The sequence below is a fragment of the Sorangium sp. So ce1335 genome (assembly GCF_051521615.1).
Lineage (GTDB): Bacteria > Myxococcota_A > Polyangia > Polyangiales > Polyangiaceae > Sorangium.
This window is the reverse complement of sequence record NZ_CP150363.1, coordinates 7,127,254-7,146,149: the sequence shown is the minus strand read 5'-3', so window position 1 is coordinate 7,146,149 and position 18,896 is coordinate 7,127,254. Positions and strand designations below refer to the sequence as shown.

General features: G+C 72.9%; 14 protein-coding genes. 5 read left to right on the top strand and 9 right to left on the bottom strand.

The features are described 5' to 3' along the window. Window positions 1-41: 41 nt before the first annotated feature. Complete coding sequence (locus WMF24_RS26385) at window positions 42-1,367, bottom strand: Vgb family protein (protein ID WP_437730153.1); 1,326 nt, start codon at window positions 1,365-1,367, stop codon at window positions 42-44. 214 nt (window positions 1,368-1,581) lie between these two features. Here WMF24_RS26385 and WMF24_RS26380 point away from each other — a divergent pair, with 214 nt between their 5' ends. Genes WMF24_RS26380 through WMF24_RS26370 form a run of 3 tightly spaced genes read left to right on the top strand, consistent with a single transcriptional unit; the run spans window position 1,582 to window position 4,207 of the window. Then, the gene (locus WMF24_RS26380; protein ID WP_437730152.1) at window positions 1,582-2,145 is read left to right on the top strand and encodes a hypothetical protein; all 564 of its coding nucleotides are present in this window, start codon (window positions 1,582-1,584) and stop codon (window positions 2,143-2,145) included. Beyond that, the gene (locus tag WMF24_RS26375) at window positions 2,145-2,873 is read left to right on the top strand and encodes a hypothetical protein (protein WP_437730151.1); all 729 of its coding nucleotides are present in this window, start codon (window positions 2,145-2,147) and stop codon (window positions 2,871-2,873) included. The genes WMF24_RS26380 and WMF24_RS26375 overlap by 1 nt, the downstream gene beginning before the upstream one ends. Then, window positions 2,870-4,207: an SLC13 family permease gene (locus tag WMF24_RS26370; RefSeq protein ID WP_437730150.1), complete on the top strand. Its 1,338-nt coding sequence runs from the start codon at window positions 2,870-2,872 to the stop codon at window positions 4,205-4,207. Before WMF24_RS26375 ends, WMF24_RS26370 begins: the two co-directional genes overlap by 4 nt. Before the next feature lie 3 nt (window positions 4,208-4,210). On the opposite strand, the gene WMF24_RS26365 is transcribed toward WMF24_RS26370, so the two are convergent. The 5 genes from WMF24_RS26365 to WMF24_RS26345 form a co-directional block, all read right to left on the bottom strand. Next, complete coding sequence (locus WMF24_RS26365; protein WP_437730149.1) at window positions 4,211-6,577, bottom strand: PAS domain S-box protein; 2,367 nt, start codon at window positions 6,575-6,577, stop codon at window positions 4,211-4,213. Next, a complete protein-coding gene (locus WMF24_RS26360; protein WP_437730148.1) occupies window positions 6,567-7,697 on the bottom strand; it encodes a hybrid sensor histidine kinase/response regulator in 1,131 nt (376 codons plus the stop codon). Before WMF24_RS26360 ends, WMF24_RS26365 begins: the two co-directional genes overlap by 11 nt. Before the next feature lie 91 nt (window positions 7,698-7,788). Continuing rightward, the gene (locus tag WMF24_RS26355) at window positions 7,789-8,181 is read right to left on the bottom strand and encodes a hypothetical protein (RefSeq protein WP_437730147.1); all 393 of its coding nucleotides are present in this window, start codon (window positions 8,179-8,181) and stop codon (window positions 7,789-7,791) included. A 162-nt stretch (window positions 8,182-8,343) separates the two neighbouring features. Then, window positions 8,344-9,141, bottom strand: coding sequence for an aminoglycoside phosphotransferase family protein (locus WMF24_RS26350; protein WP_437730146.1), 798 nt, complete (start codon window positions 9,139-9,141; stop codon window positions 8,344-8,346). A gap of 186 nt (window positions 9,142-9,327) precedes the next feature. Then, window positions 9,328-9,981 carry a hypothetical protein gene (locus WMF24_RS26345; RefSeq protein ID WP_437730145.1) on the bottom strand — a complete coding sequence of 218 codons (654 nt, stop codon included), beginning with the start codon at window positions 9,979-9,981 and terminating at the stop codon, window positions 9,328-9,330. Window positions 9,982-10,138: 157 nt separating this feature from the next. Between WMF24_RS26345 and WMF24_RS26340 the strand changes: the two genes are divergently transcribed. Further along, entirely contained in the window at window positions 10,139-10,552 is a 414-nt protein-coding gene (locus WMF24_RS26340) for a hypothetical protein (RefSeq protein WP_437730144.1), read from the top strand. Here the strand turns inward: WMF24_RS26340 and WMF24_RS26335 are convergent. From WMF24_RS26335 to WMF24_RS26325, 3 genes are all read right to left on the bottom strand, one after another. Continuing rightward, window positions 10,471-15,960: a DUF4215 domain-containing protein gene (locus tag WMF24_RS26335; protein WP_437730143.1), complete on the bottom strand. Its 5,490-nt coding sequence runs from the start codon at window positions 15,958-15,960 to the stop codon at window positions 10,471-10,473. The two genes, WMF24_RS26340 and WMF24_RS26335, sit on opposite strands and share 82 nt — an antisense overlap. Window positions 15,961-16,433: 473 nt before the next feature. Further along, the gene (locus tag WMF24_RS26330) at window positions 16,434-17,426 is read right to left on the bottom strand and encodes a VOC family protein (RefSeq protein ID WP_437730142.1); all 993 of its coding nucleotides are present in this window, start codon (window positions 17,424-17,426) and stop codon (window positions 16,434-16,436) included. Beyond that, a complete protein-coding gene (locus tag WMF24_RS26325; RefSeq protein ID WP_437730141.1) occupies window positions 17,416-17,982 on the bottom strand; it encodes a pyridoxamine 5'-phosphate oxidase family protein in 567 nt (188 codons plus the stop codon). Before WMF24_RS26325 ends, WMF24_RS26330 begins: the two co-directional genes overlap by 11 nt. A 275-nt stretch (window positions 17,983-18,257) precedes the next feature. Here WMF24_RS26325 and WMF24_RS26320 point away from each other — a divergent pair, with 275 nt between their 5' ends. After that, a complete protein-coding gene (locus tag WMF24_RS26320; RefSeq protein WP_437730140.1) occupies window positions 18,258-18,737 on the top strand; it encodes a phosphatase domain-containing putative toxin in 480 nt (159 codons plus the stop codon). Window positions 18,738-18,896: the final 159 nt, after the last annotated feature.

The window sequence follows — 18,896 nt, the reverse complement described above, 5'->3', positions numbered from 1 at the left end:
GCGTGGGATGACGACGCGGCGTGTACGACGCGCGGAGTTGCTCAAGGCGCGATGTAGGTCGGCCCCGCGACGGTGTTGAGCGTGAGCTTCACCGCGCTCCCGATCGCGTCGCTCGTGAGCGCGACGAGCGCGGGCTCCTCGCTCGTGAGCTCCTCGGCGTCGATGCGGTACAGCGAGCCCGAGCTCCCGGGCATCCACAGGTTGCCGGACTCGTCGACGGCGAGGTCGGTCACGAGCGCGAGCACGTCGATGTCGAAGAGGACCTCGGGCGTCAGCGTGCCGCTCTCGGCGCGCTCCTCCGGCGTGTACCGCACGAGCTGGTTGCCCGCGAAGTAGCCGACCCACAGGTTGCCGTCGGCGTCGAACGCGAGCCCCTGCGGGCCGCGCAGGTTGGCGACGACGGGCGGCCCGCTCTGGCCGAGGAGGACGACGTCGGCGGGCTCGTCGACGATGCTGGCGCGGAGCCGCTCGGCGGCGAACTCGACGACGCCGTTCGTGGCGCCGTCGCCGACCCACAGGTTGCCCTCGGCGTCGAACGCGAGCGACTCGGGGCGGGTCGCGTCGGGGCTCGTGATCGATATCTCGGGCTCGGGCTCGAGCGGGCCGTCGAGCGCGTCGAGCGCGTCGGGCCGGATCTTCACGATGCGGCTCAGGGTCGCGACCCACAGCGCGCCCTCGGCGTCGAAGGCCATGGCGCCCGGGCCGCACGGCGACGCTTTCTCGCAGAGGCCGGGGCCCGCGAGCCCCGCGTCGGGCGCGTCGCCGCTCGACGCGCCGAGGCGCGCCGCGTCGTACACGGCGAGCTCTCCCGCGCGATCGCCGATCCACAGGCGCCCCGCGCCGTCGACCCGCAGGGCCGTGGGGCTCGTGAGGCCCGCGTCGAGGATCACGCTCGGGGTCTGCTCGCCGCCCGCCGCGAGCTGCTCGGCGTCGAAGGCGAGGATCTGGCCCTCGCCGTTGGCGTTCGTGACCCAGAGCTTCTCGCTCCCGGGCTCGCGCGTGTAGCGCACCGCGACCGTCGTCGTCTCGCCGTCGCGCACGCACACGGTGTCCTCGCCCTCGATCGCGCCCTGGTAGGCGGGGCCGACGATCTCGCCCGCGCTGCGCACGCGGTGGGCGCTGACGCGGTATTCGCCCGCCGGCAGCGCGAGCGTGCGGCTCTCGGCGGCCGTGCCGCCCTCCACCACGCCGGCGGCGTCGCTCACGCGGACGTCGGCCGGAACGGCCGACTCGATATCGAGCGCGAGGGTGCCTGTCCCTCCGGCGGCGCACTGGCCAGCTCCGCCGCCGGTCTCGCCGCTGCCGTCGCCGGAGCAGGCCGGGAGCATCATTGAAATGGCGAGCGCCCAAAGGTTCCGTGCTTTCATGGTGCCTCCTTGGCTCCTCGTGAGAGGAGATCGTCCGTTGCGTCGCCGGCCACACGACACGGCTCCGCATTCCGGTCGCGGAGCGAGGCGCGCGTGTGCGGGCGAATGCGGTGCTTGTACCACCGGCATACGCACGGCGGTGCTGTGCGCGGCATGACCCGGCGCACTCCGCCTGGATCGGCGCCGCGCCGCGGAGCTACGCTGAGCCTGTCTCATGCCGTCGCATCGACCGCCTCGCCCCCACGGCCCGCACCACCACGGCCCGCACCACCACGGCCCGCACCACCACGGCCCGCGCCACGCGCCGCTGCCCTCGTCGGTCGTGTCGGCGCTCATCCGGCCCGAGCGGCTCGACGCGCTGCTCGCCCCCTGGATGCCCGACGCCGAGGAGCGCGCGTTCGTCGTCCGGTGCATCGTCGGCGAGGGGCCGGTCCACCACCGCGGCGCGAGCTACACGCTCGTCTGCCTGCTCGGCCTCCTGCTCGAGGAGCTCGGGCCCTCCCAAGAGGGCGGCGCGCCCGCGGGCGAGTCGCTGCCCGTCCCGATCCGCCTGCCGCCCCACCTCGCGCGCGGCGACGATCACGACTACCCGCTGAGCATCCCGCTCGCGCCGCTCACGCGCCTCGCCCCGAAGGGCTCGCCGGAGCTCGCCGCGCTCGTCGACTGCCTCACCGACGGCCCGCCGCACCACGCGCTCGCCAACGCCGCGATGATCTGCCTGCTCGACGCCCTCTTCACGCGCGCGGCGCGCGCCCGCGCCGCGGCGGAGCCCACCTGATGGCGCTGCCGCCGGCGCTCGGACAGGCGTTCCGGATGGTGGCCGCGGAGCTTGGCATGCGCTCGGCGGCGCGGCTGTTCGTCCGCGAGCTGATGGAGGCCGGCGGCGCCCCGCTCGTCGGCGAGGCCCGCGACCAGCTCGGGCGCGAGTTCCCCGTCCTCGACTTCATCGCCGAGCAGCGGCTCTCCGGCATCGACGAGGCGCCGCTCGACCCGGCGGGCGTCCTCGAGGCGCTCCGCGGCGTGACCCGGCTGCTCGTCGTGGGGCTGGAGGCCGACTGCCTCGACGCCCTCGTGCCGCGGCTCTCCGGCGCCGAGGTGGGCCTCGTCACCGACGCGGGCGGGCTCGATCCGGACTTCCGCCGGGTGCTCGCGAACTACGACGGGCTCATGGAGCCGGTGGGGCTGTCGGAGCTCCAGCGCTGGGCCGGGCGGAGGAGCGCGCTCCTCACCTTCGTCTACGGCACCGACGGGCACGCGGCGCACGTGAGCCCCTCGTGGCTGCGCGTCTCGGGCCCCGACGTGCGGACCCAGTTCCGCTCGCTGATCGGCTGGGACATCCTCGGCCGGCCCATGACCGTCTATCCGCGGTGGATGGTCGAGACGAGCGCGGGCGATTTCTCGCGCCTCGTGGGGCCGCCCCCGCGCGCGGCCGCGCCCGAGCCCGCGCTCGCGAGCGGCGGCGCCGGCCGCCCGCGCCTGCTCGATCCCGCGCGCGAGGCGACGTGACGGCGCCCCAGGCCGCCCTCTTCACCGTCCTGCTCGGCGCGCTCCTGCTCCAGGCCCTGGTGCCGTCGCGCCGCGTGCTCATCGTGACGGGCGGCGCGGCCCTCGCCTGCCTCGCGTCGACGCTGCTCGGGGTCGCGACGGCGCAGCGCCTGCTCGCCGAGGTGCCCTGGGACGTGCTCGTCATCCTCGTGACGCTGGGGCTCCTCTCCCAGCTCTTCGCGGCCTCGCGGCTCTTCGATCGCGTCGCCGTCGCGGCGACGCGGCTGAGCGGCGCCGATCCGTTCCGCGTCCTGCTCGTGTTCTCGATCGCGATGTACCTCGTGAGCGGCGTCGTCAACAACCTCACGGCGCTCGTGCTCGTGCTCCCGGTGCTGCACGTGCTGCTCAAGCTCATGGGCACCCGGCAGCGGTACGTCTCCTGGCTGCTCGGCCTCCTGCTCGTCGCCTGCAACCTCGGCGGGGCCGCCACCCCGATCGGCGATTTCCCCGCCATCCTGCTGCTCGGCCGGGGGAGCATGACGTTCGGGGACTACCTTGCGCGCGCCGCCCCGGCGACGCTCTGCGCGCTCGCCGCGCTGCTCTTCGTCGTGCGCTTCGCCGTGCGCCCGGCCGCGGGCGTGCCGCGCGACCCTGTCTCGGCGCGGCTCACGCGCGCGGCGATGGAGGCGCTGCACCGGCGGGTGCGCGTCGACCGGCGCCTCCTCGCGCCGGCGGCGGCCTCGCTCGCCGCGATGGTGGCCGCGTGGCTGTTCCTGCCCCCGGAGCTCGGCGTCGGCCCCGAGCTCGTGTGCTGGCTCGGCGCCGGCGCGGCGCTGCTCATGGCGCGCGCGCTCGGCGAGAGGCTCGCGAGGACGGGGCTCGACATCGAGGCGGTGCTCTTCCTGCTCTCGCTCTTCGTCATGGTCGCGGCGGTGCGGCGCACCGGCCTCTTCGAGGAGGTCGCGCGCTCGCTGGAGCGGCTGCCGATAGCGCCGTCGCTCCAGCTCGTCGTGTTCCTCGTGCTGGCGGGCGTGCTCACGGGGCTGTTCTCGGCGGGCCCGAGCATGGCGGCGCTCCTCGAGGTGGCCGAGTCGCTGGCCGCGCGGCTGCCAGGGCCCGCCGTCTACGTCGGCCTCGCCCTGTCGGTCTGCGCGGGCAGCTCGCTCTTCCTGACCGCCGCCACGTCCGGCCCGCTCGCGCAGGCGCTCACGGAGCGGGCCGACCTCAGGGACGTCGACGGCAGGCCGATCCGGTTCGGGTTCTTCGACTTCCTGCCGGCCGGCCTGCTGAGCTTCTCGATCATCCAGGCGGTGGCGATCGCGTACGCGCTCCTCGCCCTCTGGGCGGCGCGGTGAGCGTCAGCGCGCGCCCGGGACGAGCAGCTCCTCGAGGACGCCGGTCAGCTCGTCGAGCCTCACCGGCTTCGTGAGGTAGCGGTAGAATCCGGCCTCCTCGGCGCGGCGGGTGTCCCGCGGCATCGCGGCCGCGCTGAGCGCGATCACGGGGATGGCGCGCGTCTCCGGCCACTCCTGCAGCCGGCGCATGGCCTCGTAGCCGCTCATGCCGGGGAGGTTGATGTCCATGATCACGACGTCGGGCCGCCGCGCCCGCGCGAGCTCGATGCCGATCTCCGCGTTGGGCGCCGTGGTCAGGTGGACGCGCTCGAACTCCGAGATGAGCTCCTCCATGAACGCGATATTCGACGGGTTGTCCTCGACGTAGAGGACCGTGTGGCGGACGCCGCCGGGGCCGGCGAGCGGCGACACCTCGACGCGCGCGCTCGACTGCGCCGCGGCGTCGGACTCCGGCGGGGCCTCGTGCGCGGGGAGCGCGATCCAGAACTCGGATCCGCTGCCCGGCGCGCTGCTGAAGCCGACGCGGCCGCCCATGAGCTCCGCGAGCCGCTTCGTGATGGCGAGGCCGATCCCGGTCCCCTCGATCGGCCCCGTCTCCTGGCCGGCGCGCTGGAACGGCTGGAAGAGCTTCGCGTGCTGCTCGCGCGCGATGCCGATGCCGTCGTCCGCCACGCACACCCGCACGAACCCCTCGTCCGGCGCCGACACGACGAGCGTCGCGTGCCCGCCCCGCCGGCCGTACTTGATCGCGTTCGACCCGTAGTTCATGAGGATCTGCGCGAAGCGCGTGCGATCCGCGGTGATCTTCGGCAGCCCCGCGGGCAGGGGCGCGAGCGAGAGCTCGATGCCGGCGCGCTGGGCCATCGGATCGAGCGTCGTCTTCACCTCGGCCAGCACCTCGGGGACGTCCACGGGCTCGAGCGACACCGTCACGCGGCCCGCCTCGATGCGCGAGAGGTCCAGGATGTCGTCGATGAGCTTGAGCAGGTGCTCGCCGCCCTTCAGGACGTGCTCGATCCGCTCCCGCTGGCGATCGGTGAGCGGCGTCTTCCTGTCGCGCTGGAGGAGCTGGGCGAAGCCGAGGATCGCGTTGAGCGGCGTGCGGAGCTCGTGGCTCATCGACGCGAGGAACTCGCTCTTCGCGGTGCTGGCCGCCTCGGCGAGGGCCCGCGCCTTGCGCAGCTCCTCCGCGCGCTGCTCGTCGCCGGTCACGTCCCAGATCGTCGTCACGGTCCCGCCCTCGGCCGTGCGGCGCTCGGTCATGCGCAGGCTGCGCCCGTCGCTCGTGCGGAGATCCAGGGCGCCGCTCGGCTCGGCGTGGTAGGCGAGCAGCCGCGCGCGGAAGGCGGCCGGGTCCTCGCCGGCGAGGGCGAAGAGCTCCGCGCCGAGGCTCTCCTCGAGGAGCTCGCCGTGGCTCCGCCCGATCATCGGGCCGTTCACCCGCGCGCCGAGCCAGTGCCTGTACGCGCTGTTGCAGAGCGCGAGCCGATCCTGCGCGTCGAACACGGCGAACGCGCCCTGGATGCTCTCCACCGCGCTCCACAGGAGGTCGTTCGTGCGCTTGGCCGCGGCCTCCAGGCGCCTGCGCTCGCTGATGTCGCGGGCCACCTTCGAGGTGCCCACGACGTTGCCGAGGGAGTCGTAGATCGGAGAGACGGTGATCGAGACGTCGATGTCCCTGCCATCGCTGCGCCTGCGGACGGTCTCGAAGTGCTGGATGTGCTCGCCTCTCCGGATCCGCTCCAGCGTCCGGGGCACCTCGTCCTCCCGCCCCGGCGGGGAGAGGAGGGTGACGGGCCTGTCGAGCATCTCCTCGGCGGAGTAGCCGAAGATCTTCTGCGCGCCCCGGTTCCAGCTCGTGATGCGCCCGTCGAGCGACTCGCCGATGACGGCGTCCTCGGAGGAGTCGACGATCGCGGCCAGCCGCTGCATGGTGAGCTCGACCCGCTTGCGCTCGCTGATGTCCCGGATGGCGCTCGAGACGAGCGTGCCGCTCTCCGTCTTCAGCGGGCTCAGGCTGATCTCGACAGGGAACTCGCCGCCGTCCTTCCGCCGGCCGAACAGCTCCAGGCCCGATCCCATCGGGCGCGCCTTCGGCGCCGCGATGAACGACGAGCGGTGCGCGACGTGCGTCTGCCGGAAGCGCTCCGGCAGGAGGATCTCGATCGACTGCCCGATGAGCTCGCCGCGGGCGTAGCCGAACAGCCGCTCGGTCTGGATGTTGACGAACACGATGCGCGCCTGCTCGTCGACGACGACCATGGCGTCGGGCGCCGCGTCGATGAGCTGGCGGAACTTGTCGTCGTCGAGCTGCGGGACCGCGGGCGCGTGCTCGGGCGGACGCGCGCGCTCGGGCTGTTCATTCCTCATCGGGGAGCCTCACACAGAAGATCGCGCCGGGCGCGTTGTCCTCGACCCAGATGCGCCCGCCGTGCGCCTCGACGGCCATCTTGCAGAACGCGAGCCCGAGGCCCCGGCCGCCCCGGTGGAGGTCCGCCGCCTCGCCGCCGAGCTGGACGAAGCGATCGAACACCCGCGCGCGCATCTCGGCGGGGACGCCCGGGCCCGAGTCCGCCACGCGGAGCTCCACCTCGCCGCCGTCCTTCACGGCGCCGACGACCACCGCGCTGCCGACCGGGGCGTGGGAGATCGCGTTCTCGAGGAGGTTCTCGATGGTGCGGCGGAGCAGGTCCGGGTCGGCCCGGACCGCGGGCGCCTCGACGGCCTCGCGCAGCGACAGCGACCGGGAGCTCGCGCGCAGCTCGAGCGCGGCGAACACCTCGAGCACGAGCGCGCGGAGGTCGACGCGCGCGCGCTCCGGGGCGAGCCGCCCCTCCTCGCTCTTGCTGATGTCGAGCAGGTTGTAGATGAGCCGCAGGAGCGACCGCGCCTCTGCGCGGATGTGCCGCGCGGAGTCGCGCGCCGCCTCCGGGAGCGCGCGGTCCCGGAGCAGGTACTGCGCGTGCAGGTCCATGCTGCTCACGGGGTTCTTCAGATCGTGGACGACGAAGGCGGTGAGCTGCTCCTTCTGGAGCTGGAGGCGCATGAGGGCGTCGCGCTGCTGCCGGACGAGCTCGACGTGCTCGCGCAGCTCCGCGCCGAGGCGGCGCAGCCGCAGCGCGGCCTGCACCCGGACGAGCAGCTCCGAGGGGCGGACGGGCTTCGTCAGGAAGTCGTCGCCGCCGGCGCGCAGCGCGCTGTCGAACGTGTCGACGTCGCGGAGCGCGGTCAAGAAGACGATCGGCGTGCCCTCGCCGCCGGGCAGGCCGCGGATCCGGGCGCACACGGCGAAGCCGTCCATCCCGGGCATCCGCACGTCGAGCAGCACGCAGTCCGGCCTGTGGCGCTCGAACTGCTCGATCGCCTCCTCCCCCGTGACGGCGAGCACGACGTCGTAGCCGTCGTCCTCGAGCGTCGCCTGGGCCAGGGCGCGGTTCTGCGCGTTGTCGTCGACGACGAGCACCCTGGACCGCGACCCCTGCTGCTCCATTCGCCCCCGGCTCCGGGCGCGAGGTTACACGAGGGGCGGCGCTCCCACCATAGCCGCCCGCGGATCGCGGGAGAGCAGCGGTCTCGTCGGACTACCGATCGGTGCCGGTGCGCTTCGCGCCGTGCAGGCCGCGGAGCCGGTTCCAGAGCTCGTAGTCGGTGTGCTTCTTGGGCACGATCAGGTCGTCGGGCCTTGTCACCTTCTCGCCCGTGACGGTGAACTCGCCGCGCTCGCGGTCGTTGAGGTCGATGTACGTCGCGTTCGTCTCGAGGCGCCGGCCCGGCCGGACGATCCGCAGGGACCGTAGCTCTTCGTTGTTGAGCTCGGGGAGCAGGATGTGGGTCTCCTTGAGGTCGGCGGCGGGCATCGTGTCGTCGGCCGGCGAGGGCGCGCCGATGTTCTGGCCCGCCATGGCGTTGGGGTTCAGGTCGCTCTCGTACTCCGCCGGGTGCTTCACCGGCGTCTCGGCTTGGTGTCTTGTCATGGTGGTTCCCTCGGCGGGCGTGTGGTGCCCGGGGGGGCCGACCGCAAGCGCCGCGATCGCGCATTCCACGCGCGATGCCCGCGCGATCCCCGCGCGGTTCGCCTGGGCCATGGCGGCGGGATCGCCTGGCGATCACGCGGCGCGAGGCGCTGGCACGGCGGCTCAGCTCGGGTCGTCCGGGGGAGCGGCGAAGACCCGCAGCAGGAGCTCGCGCTGCGCCCGCACGTAGCGGATGTCCTCTTCGTAGAGCGCGGGGTGGCCGGCCGCGATGTGCGCCTGGGCCGCGGCCTCGCCGGCCTCGGCCCGCGCGCGCATGGAGGCGAGGAGCGCCGTGAGCCGATCGGTCACGGTGTCGAGCAGCGAGGCCCCGGGCTCGACGCCGTAGGCCCGGCAGAACCGGGCTGTCCGCCGGGCCTGCTCCTCCGGGCTGCCGGCGCTGTCCGGGTTGGTCGGCGCGTGCAGCGGGGCGAACCGGTAGACCGCGTACGCCAGATCCCAGACGCGCGGGCCCGGGTGGGCGACGTCGAAGTCGATGAAGCCCACCACCCGGCCGTCGCGGACGACGCTGTTGTAGGGCGCGACGTCGCCGTGGCAGATCACCTCGGCCGGCGATCGGGGCGGGTGTTGCCACCTGTCGTCCGGCCTTGGCACGAACGTCGCGGTCGCGTCGTGATAGCGGCGCAGCAGCGTGGCGGCGGAGATCAGGAGCTCGGGGGTCCGCAGCGCGGCCGGAAGGGCGTTGTGGACGTCGCCCTCGAGGTACGACAGCACCTCGTTCCCCTCGTCGTCGTACCCGAACGGCTCCGGCGCCGCGTCGAAGCCTGCTGACCGCAGGTGCCGCAGCAGCCGGTGGATGGCCGGCGCCGCGGCGGACGCGGGCCGGTACACCCTGTCGCCGCGCCGGCGCACGGTGTTGATCCCGCCCTGGAATACCGTCTCTTCGACCACCTTCTCGACCATGCCGCGCCATCCTGCCACGCGCGGGCGAGCGGGGCGAGATCATCAGTCGAAACACGATGTTGCGCGCGTCGCGTGTCTGGTCTGGCGCGATCTCCCGTGACGCGCGCCGCCCCCGAGGCGCGTCTCCGAGGCCTCGCCGGCGAGCGCGTCCTCGGGGGCGCGCTCGCCGGCGGACGACGGTGGCGCTCAGAGGTTGTAGGTGATGCCGTCCTGGCACACGAGCGGCAGATCATCGAGGAACGGGCTCTGGTAGGTGAAGAACTCGGTGATCAGCTCCCAGCCGCGCGGCGTCCTGCGGCTGCGCCGGTACACGGCTTCGACAGAGAGGCGCACTTGCCTCACGGTGCCTCCGTGCTCGTGATCGATGAACGTGAAGATCGGGGCCCCGTGGATGATGACGGTGCTCAGATCGATCGGCTTGAAGGTGTAGTCGAGGGAGATGTCGAGGAACTCCGGGGCGCTCGAGGCGAAGATCTGCCCGAAGTAGCTGGCGAGGCTCGTCCCCGGCGAGACCAGGGTGCCGCCGGGGATCAGGAACGTCGTGTCCGCGGTGACCGAGCTGAAGCCGTCCTCTGCCGTGCCGGGCTCGCCGGGGTGCAAGAGCGCGTAGACGTGGGGGATGAACTCCTGCTCATAGAAATCGTGCGCAGTGTAGCGGCACAGCAGGCCCATGTCGGCGTGCCCCGCGCCGAGACCGTGGCCGCTGGGGCTGAACTGGGAGCCGCAGATGATCTGCGACGGGTGGAGGGGATCCGTGAGCGCAGCAGATGCCGGGTTCGTCAGCGCGAGCGCGGTCGTCGCCACGGAGAAGGCAAACAGGGTAGGTCGCGGCGTGAGCATGGATGGCTCCTTGATGGGCGTTCCCTCCGTGATCCGGCGCCGGCCCGACGGAGGGGCGACCTGACCGACGCTCCCTCTCCCGACCGACGAGAGCCGCCGAGATGTCGAGCTGTCGGTAGCCCGCATCGGATGTGATGAGGGGAGTAAAGCCTACCAGGTGAGCGGCTGGACGATCCGCGGGATCGATCTCGTATCGCCGTATCGCCCGGAGGTCGCTCTTTGGGTCAGCGTCGCGGGCGGGGAGGTCAGCGTCGCGGGCGGGGAGGTCAGCGTCGCGGGCGGGGAGGTCAGCGTCGCGGGCGGGGAGGTCAGCGTCGCGGGCGGGGAGGTCAGCGTCGCGGGCGGGGAGGTCAGCGTCGCGGGCGGGGAGGTCAGCGTCGCGGGCGGGGAGGTCAGCGTCGCGGGCGGGGAGGTCAGCGTCGCGGGCGGCTGCGCCGCGGGGGCAGGCCTCGGTCGAGGCCTGCTCCCCGCGCGCCCGCGGCCGACGGGTCAGTTCGGGATGCTGTCGTACTGGCAGGTCACGCTGCAGCCGTCGCCGCCCACGCGGTTGCCGTCGTCGCAGTCCTCGTAGAGGCTCTGCAGCCTGCCGTCGCCGCAGTACGGGCCGTAGACGCACCCCGGCGCGCACTTGCCGTACCCGCCGGTGTTGTTGCCGTCGCCGTCGTCGCACTGCTCGGTGCCGTTGCGGATGCCGTCGCCGCAGCGCGGGCCGAGCTGGCAGCGCGGGCCGCACTCGCCGTAACCGCCGTCGTTCTTGCCGTCGTCGCACTGCTCGCCGACCTGGACGACGCCGTCGCCGCACTGCGCGCCGAGGCGGCAGTTGTTGCTGCAGCCCGTCGCCGCGTTCGGCGGGTCGCACTGCTCGCCCCAGTCCTCGTCGACGCGGTTGTCACCGCAGCGCGCCGCCGGGGTGCACTCGCGCGTGCAGCTCCCGTAGAAGCCGTCGTTCTTGCCGTCGTCGCACGTCTCGGCGCCGCTGATGACGCCGTCGCCGCAGTACGGCCCGTACTGGCAGAGCACGTTGCAGCCGCCATAGGCGCCGTCGTTCTTCCCCTCGCCGAGGTCGCAGTCCTCCTCCTCGGGCTGGACGATCGCGTCGCCGCAGCGGGGCCCGTACACGCACCCCACGCCGCACTGGCCGTAGCCGCCGTCGTTGATGCCGTCGTCGCACTCCTCGCCGAACTGCGCCTGCGTCACCCCGTCGCCGCAGTGCGAGGCGAGCCGGCAGCTCGCGCAGGTGAGGTCGTTCACGCTGTCGCACTCCTCGCCCCACTCCGCGTCGACGCGGTTGTCGCCGCACCTCGGCGCCGGCGCGCAGCCCGGGGCGCACGTGCCGTACGTGCCGTCGTTCACGCCGTCGTCGCACGCCTCGGCGCCGTTCCTGACGCCATCGCCGCAGTACGGCGCGTAGGTGCAGGCCGCCGTGCAGCCGCCGTAAGCGCCGGTGTTCCGCCCGTCGCCGAGGTCGCATTCCTCCTCGCCGGGCTGGACGATGCCGTCGCCGCAGCGCGGCCCGTACACGCACGACGGGCCGCACTGGCCGTACCCGCCGTCGTTCACGCCGTCGTCGCACTCCTCGCCGTGCTCCGGCTGCGTGACGCCGTTGCCGCATTGCGAGGCGATCCGGCAGTTGACGCAGGTCGAGTCGTTCGGGCTGTCGCACTCCTCGCCCCAGTCCACGTCGACGCGGCGGTCGCCGCACCTCGGCGCCGGCGTGCAGCCCGGGTTGCAGGTGCCGTACGCGCCGTCGTTCACGCCGTCGTCGCACCCCTCGGTGCCGTTCCGGATGCCATCGCCGCAGTACGGGCCGTAGGTGCAGGACGCCGTGCAACCGCCGTAAGCGCCGGTGTTGCGCCCGTCGCCGAGGTCGCAGCTCTCGTCGCCCGGCTGGACGATCCCGTCGCCGCAGCGCGGCCCGAGCACGCACGACGGGCCGCACTGGCCGTACCCGCCGTCGTTCACGCCGTCGTCGCACTCCTCGTCGTACTCCGGCTGCGTGACGCCGTTGCCGCACTGCTCGGGGATCCGGCAGTTGACGCAGTTCGAGTCGGTCGGGTCGTCGCACTCCTCGCCCCACTCCTCGTCGACGCTGCCGTCGCCGCACCGCGGGGCCCGCGTGCAGTTCGGGTTGCAGGTGTCGTACGCGCCGTCGTTGATGCCGTCGTCGCACTGCTCGGGGCCGTTCACGACGCCATCGCCGCACGACGGGCCGATCTCGCACGACGTCGTGCAGCCGCCGTAGCCGTTCGCCGTGTTGCCGCTGCCGAGGTCGCACGCCTCGTACGGGGCGTTGACCGCGCCGTCGCCGCAGCGGGGCGGGGCCACGCACCCCGGCGCGCAGGCGCCGGACGCGTTGGCGTACGTGCTGTTGTTGACGCCGTTGTCGCACGCCTCGGGGCCGTTCCGGATGCCGTCGCCGCAGTACGGCCCGAGCTGGCAGTTGTTGCACTTGCCGTAGCCCGGCCCGTTGTCGAGGCCGTCGTCGCACTCCTCCCCCGGCGTCACGACCGGCTCCTCCCCGCCGCACTCGGGCTCGCAGATCGACCTGCCGGCGCTGAAGCCCGCCAGCGTGAGCTGGTAGTTCGAGCCGGTGACGTGGCGCTCGGCCTGGAACACCGCGATCTCGTAGACCCTGCCGTGCTGGAGGTTCAGGGTGACGTTGTAGGGATCGCGCCGCGTGCAGTTGTTGTCGTCGCAGGGGGTCACGCGGGCGTTGCCGTTGTCGAGGATGGTCACGCTCTCCTGGTTGCGCTGGTGGATGCCGCCGATGTCCGCGGTCAGCGTGTTCTTGATGAACACCCAGACGTCGTCGTCACCGAAGAACGTGAGCACCGGGTCGGCCTCCCCCGGGTCCGAGTTGAACTGGAACCAGTAGCGGACCTCGCTCGTGAAGTAGAAGTTGTGCCGCTGGTTTCCGTCGCCGTTCTGCGCGACCTCATCGCCCGTGGCGAGCAGGCTCTCGAGCACGGGATCCCCGGCAGGCGGGTTGAGGTCGAGCGGCCAGAACGGCTCCCGCTCGTACACGAAGGTGCCGGGGGTCGTCTCGATCAGGTCGATCGTGGTGATGAGCGTCCTGTTGTAGTTGGGGTTGTCCCGGTACCACCACTGGAAGTTCGTTTGCCCCGAGGTCCAGCCGTTCGCGGCGGACGGCGTGAAGAAGCCGTTCCCGCGGGCGTTCACGGGCTTGCCGTCGGCGTCGAGCGTCGAAAGGACGGTGCCGTCGGTCTGCGCGCCGTCGGGGTTGATCTCGAAGTCGAAGTGCCCGCGAAGGCTATCGCGCTGATCGGCGTCGCAGGCGCTGTTGGCCGTGGAGCTGAAGTTGTAGTCCTGCGGGCACCAGCCGATGAAGTCGCGGAGGACCATCGGCAGCCGCATCTCCGTGGGCTCCACGGAGCAGACGTAGCCGGGCTCGATCGCGCAGTCGGCGGAGCAGCCGTCCCCGCTCTCGTTGTTGCCGTCGTCGCACTGCTCGGTCTCGTCGCCCGGCAGCAGGATGCCGTCGCCGCACTCCGACACGCACTCGCCGGCCGGGCAGCTCGGCTCGCGCTTGCAGTCCGGCGTGCAGCCGTCGCGCCAGGTGGTGTTGCCGTCGTCGCAGACCTCGGTGCCCTCGACGATGCCGTCGCCGCAGACGGAGTAACCCCCGCAATCCTGAGGCTCGCCGTCGTCGCACACCCGGCCCGGCTCGATCTTGCAGGTCTCGTCGCAGCCGTCGCCGCCGAAGAGGTTGCCGTCGTCGCACTGCTCGGCGCCCATCTTGATGCCGTCGCCGCAGACCGTCTTGCAGGGGAAGCCCACGCGCGAGCAATCCCACCCGTCCTCGATGATCTGGCAGTCGGCGCTGCAGCCGTCGCCGTCGGCCGGGGGCTCCTGGCCGTCGTCGCACGACTCGGTGCCGCCGATCACGCCGTCGCCGCACACGGGCTCCGGCGGCGGCGTGCAGCGCCCGCCGGCCTCTGGGCACGTCCAGCCGAGCTCGATCTTGCACTGCGCGGTGCAGCCGTCGCCGCCGACGGGGCTCGTGTCGCCGCCGTCGTCGCACTGCTCGCCCGCCTGGATCACGCCGTCGCCGCAGAACGTCCTCCGCGTGCAGGGCTGTCCCGGCCTGCAGATCCAGCCGTCCTCGAGCCGGCAGTCGGCCGTGCAGCCGTCGCCGGACGCCGCCCCGCCGTCGTCGCACTGCTCGCTGCCGTTCACGCGGCCGTCGCCGCACCGGTGGAGCAGCACGCAGGGCTCACCCGCCTCGGGGCACGCATAGGCCGCCTCGATCGCGCTGCAGTCCGCGGTGCAGCCGTCGCCGCTCACGGTGTTGCCGTCGTCGCAGAGCTCGCCCGGGTTCACGGCGCCGTCGCCGCAGCGGGTCGTCCGCGTGCAGGGCTGGCCCGGCGTCGGGCAGGTGTAGAACGCCTCCTCGCGGCAGAGGCTCGAGCAGCCGTCGCCGCCGGCGGTGTTGCCGTCATCGCACTGCTCGCCGGTCTCCCTGGCGCCGTTGCCGCAGACAGGGAGCCGCGTGCACGGTTGACCGGGCCGGCTGCACTGATACCCCTCCTCGCGGGTGCACGTCGCGCTGCAGCCGTCGCCGGACGCCGGCGGGTCGTCGCCGTCCTCGCACTCCTCACCGTTGTTCACGCGGCCATCGCCGCACCGGAAGGGGAGGGTGCAGGGCTGGCCGGGCCGGGAGCACACGTAGGGCGACTCGACCGCGCTGCAGTCCGCGGTGCAGCCGTCGCCGCTCACGGTGTTGCCGTCGTCGCAGAGCTCGCCCGGGTTCACGGTGCCGTCGCCGCACCGGATCGTCCCCTGGCAGGGCTGGCCCGGCCTCGGACAGGTGTAGAACGCCTCCTGCCGGCAGAGGCTCGAGCAGCCGTCGCCGCTCGCGGCGTTGCCGTCGTCGCACTGCTCGCCGCTCTCGAGGAGCCCGTTGCCGCAGACCGGCAGGAGCTCGCAGGCCTCCCCCGGCCTCCGGCACACGTAGCCCGGCTCGCGGGTGCACGTCGCGCTGCAGCCGTCGCCGGACACCGGCGGGTCGTCGCCGTCCTCGCACTGCTCGCCGTTGTTCACGCGACCGTCGCCGCAGCGGTACAGGCGGATGCACGGCTCGCCCGGCGCGGGGCACACGAACTGCGGATCGAGCACCCGGCAATCGGCGCTGCAGCCGTCGCCGCCCGTCGTGTTGCCGTCGTCGCAGATCTCGCCGGGGTCGACCCTGCCGTCGCCGCACCGGATCTGGAGCTCGCAGGGCTGGCCCGGCGTGGTGCAGGTGTAGAACGCCTCCTGGCGGCAGAGGCTCGAGCAGCCGTCGCCGCTCAGGTCGTTGCCGTCGTCGCACTGCTCGCCGGCTTCCTTCGCGCCGTTGCCGCAGACCGGCAGCCGCTCGCAGGGGTGATTGGGCCGCGAGCACGCGAAGCCCGGCTCGCGCGTGCACGTGGCGCTGCAGCCGTCGCCGGAGCTGTCGTTGCCGTCGTCGCACGCCTCCGAGCCGTTCACGCGGCCATCGCCGCAGTCGTAGAGCAGCGTGCACGGCTCGCCCGGCCGCGGGCAGACGTACGACGGGTCGACGAAGTAGCAGTCGGCGCTGCACCCGTCGCCGTCGGCGGTGTTGCCGTCGTCGCAGAACTCGCCAGGATCGAGGACGCCGTCGCCGCACGCGATCGTCAGCACGCACGGCTCGCCGGGCGTCGGACACTCGCAGTAGGGCTCGATCTCGCACAGCCCGGAACAGCAGTCGCCGGGCAGGCTGTTGCCGTCGTCGCACGCCTCGCTGGCCTGGTTGATCTCGCCGTCGCCGCAGGCTGGCTCCTGCGGCAACTCGCACTCGGGGGGCGGGTCGTCGCCCGCGCACGGGTCGGGCCCGTCGCCGCCGGTCCCGCTGGTGGAGCCGACGCCGCCGGCGAAGTCGCTACCGCCGCTGCCGGCGTCGCCGGTGCCGCTGGAGACCGCGCCGCTCCCCGCGCCGCCCGCGCCGCCCGCGCCGCCCACGGAGGGTGGATCCCCCCCGCAGGCGGCAGTTACTTGAAGTAAGCCCACCGCCAAAGCCAGATAAGACGTTCTCAAACTCACGACACACCTCGACGAACACGAGCGACTGCGCTCGGGCAGGAAGTCGACGACCCTGTTCCAGGGTAGATCGGGCGCCCCTCGCACCTCTAGCCGAAAATCGCTCCATCCTGCGCGACTCGACGCCTCGCCACGACGTCTCTTCACGACGTCTCTCCACGGTGGATTCCACCCGCGCGGCGCGGACGAATGACGCGCATAGCGCGCCGCGGCGGGGACGGACTCGGCAGCTTCCTGTGCCCCGCGGAGGTCCTCCGCGCGGTGCCGGGCTCCAACAACCCGTTTGGGCTTGACATCCGGGCGTCCGCGGGACGTCGAGAGATGCGTGGGAGGCTGATGGCGCAAGGCTCGCGCGCTCGCGCTCCGGCCGCCTCGCTGGGCCGGGCGGCGGTGGCTCAGATGGCGTTTCGCCTGCTCTCTCGGAAGAGGATCGCGGCGCCGAGGGCCGCGTCGGCAGGGACGAAGAGGTCGCCGGCGGCCGACACCTTCAGCGGGAATCCGTTCTCCTCGAGCAGCTTCCGCGCGACGCCGACGTCGCGCACCGCGACGGCGTAGGCGACGAAGGCCGGCAGCGCGGGGGCTCGCTCGCCGGGCAGGATCGTCCCGAGATCGCCGTCGGCGACGAGGGTGATCCGCGAGCCGTCGAGATCGAAGACGCGCGCCGGTCCTTCCGCGCGCGCGGGGCGGCCGAGGTACTTCTCGTAGCGGCGCTCCACCTCGGGCAGGTCGGCCTGGGCGACGCAGAGCACGGACTCGACGAGATCCACAGCGCCGTTGGGGTGCTCCAGGTGGGGCTGCGCCGCGAGCAGCGCTGCCGGCGAGTTCTCCGCGACGGCGAGCCTCCCCTCGGGCACCTGGCCTGCCCCGGGTGCATCGCTGTCGAGCTCGACGAGCCGGACCGGCTCCATCTGCGTCCCGCTCGCGGTGTCCACCGGGCGTCGAATGGTGATGACGCCCCCGTGCCCGACGCCCTCCGCGCTCAGCCGGCGGGCGGCGGCGTCGGCGTCGGCGGTCTTGAGCACGAGGATGTGCAGGCCCTGGAAGCGGGCGGCGCACGCGGCGATCTTCGCGACGGTGCTGCGGATGGACTCGGTGATCCGCGCGAGGTGCTCCGGGGGCGCCTGGAGGGGGATGCGCTTTGCGTTGGCCGGGAGCCGGTCGGGGTCGTCGTCGTCGACGCAGCTCACGAGCTCCACGAAGCTGCGCGGGAAGTCGGCGTGGGTGTTCCCCGCGCCGAAGGGCCGGGGGGGCTCGCCCTGGCTGCGCGACAGCATGGGATAGGCCGGCGGCGATATGCGGAAGCCGAGCCGCCGGTAGAGCTCGAGGCCTCCTGCCATGTCGCGCACGACATGGCCGACGTGGTGCAGGTGATCGATGTCATGACTCATGGTGGGTCACCTCCGGGGGTAGGCCTGGCAGGCCGTCGATGCTCGTCGTGTTCTTCTCCAGCTGATAGCGCGAGAGGCCCTCCGGCCCCTTCCGCTCCGCCCATTTCGACAACGTGTCCCGCTCGCCCTCGTACACCATGTGCGGCACGGCGTAGCCGCACGACGTGGCGATGCGATCGAGCGCGATCCGGATCACCGCCCGGACCCCCTGGAGCGGCGGGAACAGGCCCGCGAGCGCGTCGAAGCGCGCGTCGCCGGGGAAGACCGGCTCGCCGCGCCCCTGCAGGCGCAGGATGCGCGGTGGGCCGGAGAACGCGCAGAACATCAGCGTGATGCGGCCGTTGTCGCGCAGGTGCGCGATGGTCTCCACGCCGCTGCCGGTCAGGTCGAGGTAGGCGACGGTCCGCGGGTCGAGGACGCGGAAGGTGTCGTACCCCTTCGGCGACACGTTGACGTGCCCGCCGTCGCCCGAGGGCGCGGAGGCGACGAAGAAGATGCGCTGCTCGGCGAGGAAGGCGGTGAGGTCGTCGTCCAGCTCGGAGAAGGTTCGTCCCATGAGGTCCTCGGGTGCGACAGGTACGGCCAGGGCGCTTCGAAGCCTGTCCCCGCATCTTCGCGCATCGGCGGCTCTTGCGCGCGATGAGACGGGACCATGGACTGCTGTCGCGTCCGCGGTGCTGTAGGGGCGGCGCTGCGCCCGGGGGAGGGGGCAAGCGGGCCCGCTGGTGCCGGGGAGGGCCCGCCGCCTCAGCCCCACGGCGCGCGCGAGGGGCTCCCGACGTGGTAGAGCTCAGCGGCTGATCCATGCGCGTCGACTACCTGCCTCCTGCGATGACCGGCCTCCTTGCGGGCATCGGGATGATGGCGGCGCCCGGGCAGGGCCGCGCGCTGGTCGATGATCTCGACGAGCTCCGCCGCCTCCACGGCGCGGACCTCCTCGTCTCCCTCGTCGGCGAGCACGAGCTCGATTACCTGGGGATCCCGGACCTCGTCGAGCGCGCCGGGGAGCGGGGGCTCGTGGTCCTGCGATGGCCCATCGGCGACTTCTCCGTGCCGTCCGATGTCGCGACGCTGAAGGAGCCGGTCGATCGGATCCTCGACACGGCCGCGCGCGGGCGCGCGGCGATCGTTCACTGCTGGGCTGGCCGCGGCAGGACGGGCCTCGTCGCGGCCGCGTGCCTGGTCAAGCGCGGCTTCGCGCCGGCCGAGGCCATCGCCGCCGTGAGGCGCTGCCGGCCGGGGACGATCGAGAACAGCGACCAGGAGGAGGCGGTCGCCGATTTCGCGCGCGCGCTCGGGCGGAGCACCTGACGCCGCCAAGACATTGTCTTCTTCTTGGCGTCTTGGCGGTTCATTTCTCGCTCGCTCGACGAGAACGATGTTCTAAATTCCCGATCCTGATTCGGGAACGCCAGCAATTCCAAGCGCTTGAACGGAAAGCTTGCAGGTCGGCCTCTCCGTGCGCTCGTG

Coding starts and splice junctions, on each gene's coding strand:
- WMF24_RS26385 (WP_437730153.1), bottom strand. CDS start 1,367: ATGAAAGCACGGAACCTTTGGGCGCTCGCCATTTCAATGATGCTCCCG.
- WMF24_RS26380 (WP_437730152.1), top strand. CDS start 1,582: ATGCCGTCGCATCGACCGCCTCGCCCCCACGGCCCGCACCACCACGGC.
- WMF24_RS26375 (WP_437730151.1), top strand. CDS start 2,145: ATGGCGCTGCCGCCGGCGCTCGGACAGGCGTTCCGGATGGTGGCCGCG.
- WMF24_RS26365 (WP_437730149.1), bottom strand. CDS start 6,577: ATGAGGAATGAACAGCCCGAGCGCGCGCGTCCGCCCGAGCACGCGCCC.
- WMF24_RS26360 (WP_437730148.1), bottom strand. CDS start 7,697: ATGGAGCAGCAGGGGTCGCGGTCCAGGGTGCTCGTCGTCGACGACAAC.
- WMF24_RS26355 (WP_437730147.1), bottom strand. CDS start 8,181: ATGACAAGACACCAAGCCGAGACGCCGGTGAAGCACCCGGCGGAGTAC.
- WMF24_RS26350 (WP_437730146.1), bottom strand. CDS start 9,141: ATGGTCGAGAAGGTGGTCGAAGAGACGGTATTCCAGGGCGGGATCAAC.
- WMF24_RS26345 (WP_437730145.1), bottom strand. CDS start 9,981: ATGCTCACGCCGCGACCTACCCTGTTTGCCTTCTCCGTGGCGACGACC.
- WMF24_RS26330 (WP_437730142.1), bottom strand. CDS start 17,426: ATGAGTCATGACATCGATCACCTGCACCACGTCGGCCATGTCGTGCGC.
- WMF24_RS26325 (WP_437730141.1), bottom strand. CDS start 17,982: ATGGGACGAACCTTCTCCGAGCTGGACGACGACCTCACCGCCTTCCTC.
- WMF24_RS26320 (WP_437730140.1), top strand. CDS start 18,258: ATGACCGGCCTCCTTGCGGGCATCGGGATGATGGCGGCGCCCGGGCAG.